Genomic DNA, 6,725 nt, shown 5'->3' with positions numbered 1-6,725 from the left:
CCAGGGACACGAGGATTTTCAGTCCTCTGCTCTACCGACTGAGCTATCGAGCCATGTCACATATAATTATATTAATGACAATTATTATTATATAAGGCAATTGATAATTTGTCAATCTCTTTCAATATAAAAATGGTAAGCATTTTTTTATTAAGAGTGAAGAGTAAAAAATTAAGAATTAAGAGTAATGGATGAAATTACCTTTGGAATTTCTAAAATATATAATTTTAAAATTTTCTCTAAGAAAATTTTATCCTTTACTCTTCACTTTTAATTTTTAACTCCTCATTGATTCTAGTTTATTTTTCTCTAATATCTACAAGAAATTTACTATCTTCAATGCTTGCTTCGGCTAGTGTAACCATATCATTCATGATAGCTAGAGCTGCTTCTATTACCGAAAACTGTAGGGGGCAACCTGTTCCCTCTCCTAATCTCATCTCCATATCTAAACATGGCTTTAGCCCTATTTCACCCATTACATACTTCGCACCGGCTTCTGCAGACATATGAGACGGAAATATATAATCCTTTACATTTGGATTTAATCTATAAGCACAAAGAGCTGCTGCACAAGATATTACTCCATCTATTACTATAGGAACTCTATTCTTAGCTGCTGATAAAAAACATCCACAGAGTCCCGCAATATCAAATCCTCCTACTTTTGATAATACATCTATAGGATCACTGACATCAGGCTTGTTTATTTCAATAGCTCTTTTTATTACATTTTTCTTATTTAAAAAGCCTTCTTCTGTAAGTCCAGATCCCTTTCCTACAATTAGGTCAGAATCTATTTCTCCAAGAGCGCTAATTACTGCTGCACTTGTTGCGGTATTACACATACCCGCTTCCCCTGTACCAAGTAAATCGTACCCATCTTTTATTAAATCATCTGTAATTTCTATTCCTACTTCTATAGCTTTTATAGCTTCTTCTCTACTCATGGCAGGTCCTTTCGCCATATTTTTTGTGCCATAAGCTATTTTTCTATTAATTATTCTAGGATTATTAAAGTCTGCATTTACGCCTATATCTACCACACAAATATCTGCATTTACATTCTTAGATAAAACCCCTATCCCTGTAACACCTTTAGTATAATTATCAGTAATTGTAGCTGTTAGTTCTTGAGGGCATGCTGAAACCCCTTCTTCCCAAACACCATTATCAGCACACATTATTATAGTATTTTTCTTATGTATTTTATTTTTTACTTCCCCAGTTATACCAGAGATTTTAACTGCTATTTCTTCTAATCTTCCCAAGCTTCCTATAGGTTTAGTGAGATCATCCATTCTTTCCCATGCTTTCTTTATAGCTCCTTTATCTGCTTCAGTAATGGAACTTAAAGTTTTTTCTAGTAATTCCATTTTAATACACCCTCCTCAAAAAAATTGCCCCTACCCAAAGGTAGAGGTATATTAAAATCCTCAATAATATTTTCTCTTCCCTCCGAAGAATAAAATTCATAAAATCTTAGGCAGTTCTCCTGACTCGAGCTTCATTCTCCTCCCTCCTTCCCGGAATATAAAAAATCCAGTGGATAACGGAATTCGTCTGCTCACACAGTAGCGGGGGCTGCAGTGGATTTTAACCACTTTCTCTTTTAAACTATTCAAGCACCTAAAATTTCCTAATTAACTTTTAATTAAATTATATTTCTTTTTTTTACATATTTCAAGTTGTTTTTCATTGTAACTTATCTATTAGACTCTAAACTACTTAATATTTCACCTAATTGTTCATGGGTAAATTCATAGGCAGTATTGCAAAAATGACATTTTAGTTCCTCTGTTTTCTTGTCATTATATAGTTCTTTTAACTCTTTCTCTCCTATACTTAAAAGTACTCTCTCCACTCTTTCTCTTGAGCAATCACATCTATACTCCGGTACTGTATCATCTAATATTTTAAGATCCATATCCTCAAATATAAATTCCAATATTTCCTCAATAGTCATACCTTTAGCGATAAAATCTGTTATAGAAGATATTTCTTCAAGTCTATAGGTTACAAAGTCAGCAGTTAATTCACTTGCATCCGGCATCATCTGTATTATAAATCCTCCAGAAGCCTTAATAGTTAAATCATTATTTACTAATACCCCTAATCCTACAGCTGAAGGAGTTTGTTCAGATACGCTGAAATAATAGGCTAAATCCTCTCCTATTTCCCCTGAATATATTGGCACTTGACCAACATAAGGCTCCTTTAATCCAATATCCTTTATTATGGTAAGAGTACCGTCTTTGCCCATGGCTCCACCAACATCTAGCTTTCCTTTTTCATTTGCTGGCAAATCTACTTGTGGATTACCTATGTATCCTTTAACATGAGAATCTGGATAAGCAGTTACAACAATTCCTCTAGCTTCTCCTCCACCGTTCATTTGAATTGTTAAAGTATCCTTTTCAGATTTCAGCATAGCTCCCATAAGAGAACCTGCAGTTATCATTCTTCCTAAGGCTGCTGCTCCTGTAGCGGAACAATTATGTGTTTTGGCAGCTTTATTTACCATTTCAGTAGTTATTGCGCCAACAATTCTTATTTCTCCATCTTTAGCAATGGCTCTTACTAATTTGTCACTCATCTTTTCTACCTCCATTAAATCACTTAGTTAATATATAAGCGATTCTTTCCGTCGTATTTTTTATAGTTTCCTTTTCATAATTATCTAATATATGAAGTATTTTAAAACCAGCATTTTTTATAGTTTCCTCTATCTCCTCTTTTTTATAAGCTCTTTCTCTATGTATTTCATCAAATCTATCATACATATCTCCCTTTTTCAAAAAGAAGGTTAAATACATGTCCACTATTTCCTCTTCAAAAGTATTTTCCCAAACATAAAAAATCCCCTCTTCATCGTAAGTATAAGTGTTATTTCCTAATATGTTAGACAATTTATAATATGAATTTACATCAAATATAAATAATCCACCCTCTTTTAAATGTTGATACACATTATCAAAAAAATTAATAAGACCATCATATTCTAAAATATAATTAACAGAATCTAAACAGCAAGTTATTAAGTCAAATTTCTTATGCTGCAGATTAAGAGCAGTAATATCTTGGCATATTAAATTTCCATGTATATTTTTCTCTCTTAATTTTATCTCACATTCTGATAACATGTCTGGGGATAAATCCACCCCCCAGACATTTGAAAAATCACTTCCTATTAATTCAGTAATGTTACCTGTACCACAAGCTAAATCTAAATAATCTTTTAATTCTACTTTATATTCATTGCAATATTCTAGAATAATTCTTGACCATTTTAAATAGTCAACATCTTCTTTTATAAGATTATCATATATATCAGCAAAATTATTGTAACATGTCATAAATGTTTCTCCTTTATAAATTATAATACAAACTAATTATTATATATTATCATTCATTAAGTCAACATTTTTAGGTATATTCAATTGTTTTTTTCTCTTTGTCATCATTCCACCAATTCTTCCTGTCTCTTCAGAGGTTAATGAGCTCCACCCCAATTTATCTACCTTATCTCTTAATCCCAATTCGTCTGCTATCTCATACTTTAATTTTTCCCTTAATTTCTCCATTTCAGTTAGCTCTTTATTAGATTTTATTTTTTCCTTAATTACTTTTTTAAGCGGTGTCTTTCCCATAAAAATCCCTCCTTTAGAAGTATTTTTTACAGGAATGTTATTATTTATTCATCATATAAAAAGAGTGAGGAAACTCCCCACTCTAAAATAATACATTATTCATTAAATAAATGACAGGCTACAAAGTGATCTTTTCCCACCTCTTTTAACTCTGGTGAAACTTCAGAACATATTTGTTTTGCATACTTACATCTAGCTACAAATCTACATCCTGGTTTAGGATTTATTGGACTTGGAACTTCTCCTTCAAGCATTATTCTTTGTCTATTCTTCTCCACATCTGGATCTGGAATAGGTATGGCTGATAATAAAGCTTGCGTATATGGATGTAATGGCTTTTCATATAGTTCCTTACTTGATGCTAACTCAACCATTGTGCCTAAATACATAACCCCAACTCTATCAGAAATATGTTTTACCATAGATAGATCATGGGCTATAAATAAATAGGTTAATCCTAATTCTCTTTGTAGTTTTATTAGCAAGTTTACAACCTGTGCTTGAATAGAAACGTCAAGAGCTGATATAGGTTCATCACAAACTATGAATTTAGGTTCTACAGCTAAAGCTCTTGCTATACCAATTCTTTGCCTTTGACCACCTGAAAACTCATGTGGGAATCTTGATGCATGTTCCTTATTAAGTCCAACTAAGTCTAAAAGGTGATAAATTTTTTCCTGTCTTTTTTCACCTGTATAAAGTCCATGAATATCTATTCCTTCAGCTATAATTTCTCCAACAGTCATCCTTGGATTCAATGAAGCATAGGGATCCTGAAATATAATCTGAGCATCTTTTGTAAATTCTCTTTTTTTTGAACCCTTCAATTTATGAATGTCCACACCTTCAAAAAGAACTTCTCCCTCTGTGGCTCCATAAAGACCTAGTACTGTTCTTCCACAAGTTGTCTTACCACATCCAGACTCCCCTACTAGTCCTAGAGTTTCCCCTTTTTTTATATTAAAACTTACATTGTCTACAGCTTTTAATGTAGCATCTTTCCCGACTTTAAAATATTTCTTAAGATTTTTTACTTCTACTAAAACATTATTATTTTCCACTACTTTTGCACCTCCCCTATAATTGGAGCTTCAACCTTTGGTGCTAAAGGATGCTGAAGCCAACAGTGTACGCTATGGGTTTCACTTAATTTTGTAAGTTCTGGCATTTCTTCTTTACAAATTTGCATACAATAATTACATCTTGATGCAAAAGGACATCCAACTGGTGGTTTTAAAAGATCTGGAGGTGTTCCCTGAATTGAGTACAACTCATCTTTATGTCCAGTGTCTAACCTTGGAACTGATTTAAGCAATGCCCATGTGTATGGATGTTTTGCATTAAAAAACAATTCATCCGTTGTTCCTTTTTCAATAATTTTACCAGCATACATAACTTGGATCTTAGAAGCAACATTAGCCACTACCCCTAAATCGTGAGTGATTAACATTACAGCCGTTCCTAGCTTGTCTTGAAGTTCTCTTATAAGGTCCATAATCTGAGCCTGTATAGTAACATCTAGTGCTGTAGTAGGCTCATCTGCAATTAATATCTTTGGGTTACAAGCTAAGGCAATTGCAATCATGGCCCTTTGTCTCATACCACCTGAAAATTCATGTGGGTATTGATTTATTCTCTTTTCAGCGTTAGGTATATTAACTAATTTAAGCATCTTAACCGCTTCTTCTAAGGCTTCTTTTTTATTCATTCCTCTATGAATTATTAAACTCTCCGCAATCTGATTACCAATTTTCATTGTAGGGTTAAGAGAAGTCATAGGGTCTTGGAATATCATACTGATAGATTCTCCCCTTAACTCTCTTAATTCCTTATCATTCATTTTTAATATATCTTTTCCCTCAAAGAGAATTTGTGAATCCTCTTTTATCTCTCCTGGAGGTGTAGCTATCAATCTCATAATAGATTTTGATGTTACAGTTTTTCCACAACCAGATTCTCCAACAATAGCTAAAGTCTCTCCTTCTTCTAGGTCGAAGGATACTCCTCTCACTGATTGAACTTCACCTGCGTATGTGTGGAATGAAACTTTTAAGTCTTTAACTTCAAGTAACTTTGCCATAAATAAGTATCCTCCTTTCTACTGCCTAAGCTTTGGATCTAATGCGTCTCTTAATCCATCACCTAGTAAGTTAAATGATAGCATAGTTAAACTTATTGCTACAGCAGGGAACAACAATTCATGTGGATAGAAATCCATAACTTGTTGTCCAAAAGAAGCCATAGCTCCCCAACTTGTCTTTGGTGGCTGTATACCTAATCCTATAAAGCTTAAAAATGCTTCAGCAAATATAAAGGACGGTATATCAAATGTCATATATACTATTATTACTCCAATTGTATTAGGTATTAAATGTTTATATATTACCCTCTTTGAACCTGCTCCTAGTGCTTGAGCAGCTAAAACATACTCTGATTCCTTAAGCTGCATAACTTGTCCTCTTATTAATCGAGCCATTCCCGTCCAACCAGTTATACAAAGGGCTAAAAGTATTGTAAGCATACCCTGTTTTTCAAAAAGAACTGCCATAAGTATTACCACTATCATATATGGTATACTATTTAATATTTCAACGATTCTCATCATTATATCGTCCACTAATCCTCCGAAGTATCCACTGATACCTCCATATAGTGCTCCTACTAGCACTTCAATTAAAGTACCAACTAATCCTATGATTATTGATACCCTTCCACCTTTCCATAGTCTACCAAATATATCTCTTCCTAAGTGGTCTGTTCCAAATATATATCTTCCTAATTGTTGTCCATCTTTAGTTATATTTAAAGTGCCTGGCTTTGCATTTATAGCATTAGAAACCTGGTTTTGCACTGAATAATCTACACCACTTATTAACTTACCTAATATCGGTCCAATTGCACACATGATGGTTATTATGGATAATAAAATTAGAGAAAAAATAGCAATTTTATTTTGTTTTAACCTTCTCCATGCATCCTGCCAATATGTTAAATTAGGTCTAACTATGGCTTCTGCATCTGCATCAACGCAACCTATTATCTGAAACTTTTCTTTACTTAATTCAGCCATAATAT

Annotated in this window: 7 protein-coding genes and 1 riboswitch; all 7 genes read right to left on the bottom strand. The window is 33.2% G+C overall.

Features of this window, described 5'->3' with window-relative positions; all coding sequences use genetic code 11:
- Positions 1 to 299: 299 nt before the first annotated feature.
- The 7 genes from cobT to RYO54_RS18670 all read right to left on the bottom strand — a co-directional run bounded on the left by cobT (position 300) and on the right by RYO54_RS18670 (position 6,720).
- A complete protein-coding gene (gene cobT / locus RYO54_RS18700) occupies positions 300 to 1,376 on the bottom strand; it encodes a nicotinate-nucleotide--dimethylbenzimidazole phosphoribosyltransferase (protein WP_315122102.1) in 1,077 nt (358 codons plus the stop codon).
- A 91-nt stretch (positions 1,377 to 1,467) separates the two neighbouring features.
- Positions 1,468 to 1,648: riboswitch (cobalamin riboswitch) on the bottom strand.
- Positions 1,649 to 1,705: 57 nt separating this feature from the next.
- Complete coding sequence (gene hslO, locus RYO54_RS18695) at positions 1,706 to 2,596, bottom strand: Hsp33 family molecular chaperone HslO (RefSeq protein WP_315122101.1); 891 nt, start codon at positions 2,594 to 2,596, stop codon at positions 1,706 to 1,708.
- Positions 2,597 to 2,615: 19 nt separating this feature from the next.
- Positions 2,616 to 3,356, bottom strand: a complete 741-nt coding sequence (locus RYO54_RS18690) for a class I SAM-dependent methyltransferase (protein ID WP_315122099.1) — start codon at positions 3,354 to 3,356, stop codon at positions 2,616 to 2,618.
- 39 nt (positions 3,357 to 3,395) lie between these two features.
- A complete protein-coding gene (locus tag RYO54_RS18685; RefSeq protein ID WP_315122098.1) occupies positions 3,396 to 3,650 on the bottom strand; it encodes a small, acid-soluble spore protein, alpha/beta type in 255 nt (84 codons plus the stop codon).
- A gap of 95 nt (positions 3,651 to 3,745) precedes the next feature.
- Complete coding sequence (locus RYO54_RS18680; RefSeq protein ID WP_315122096.1) at positions 3,746 to 4,711, bottom strand: oligopeptide/dipeptide ABC transporter ATP-binding protein; 966 nt, start codon at positions 4,709 to 4,711, stop codon at positions 3,746 to 3,748.
- A complete protein-coding gene (locus tag RYO54_RS18675) occupies positions 4,711 to 5,730 on the bottom strand; it encodes an ABC transporter ATP-binding protein (protein WP_315122094.1) in 1,020 nt (339 codons plus the stop codon). Before RYO54_RS18675 ends, RYO54_RS18680 begins: the two co-directional genes overlap by 1 nt.
- Positions 5,731 to 5,748: 18 nt before the next feature.
- Positions 5,749 to 6,720 (bottom strand): ABC transporter permease, encoded by a 972-nt coding sequence (locus RYO54_RS18670; RefSeq protein WP_315122093.1) that lies wholly within the window; start codon positions 6,718 to 6,720, stop codon positions 5,749 to 5,751.
- Positions 6,721 to 6,725 lie beyond the last annotated feature (5 nt).

The sequence above is a fragment of the uncultured Clostridium sp. genome, assembly GCF_963515715.1.
In the GTDB taxonomy this organism is placed as follows: domain Bacteria; phylum Bacillota; class Clostridia; order Clostridiales; family Clostridiaceae; genus Clostridium_AW.
This window is presented reverse-complemented; position numbering and strand designations above follow the sequence as displayed.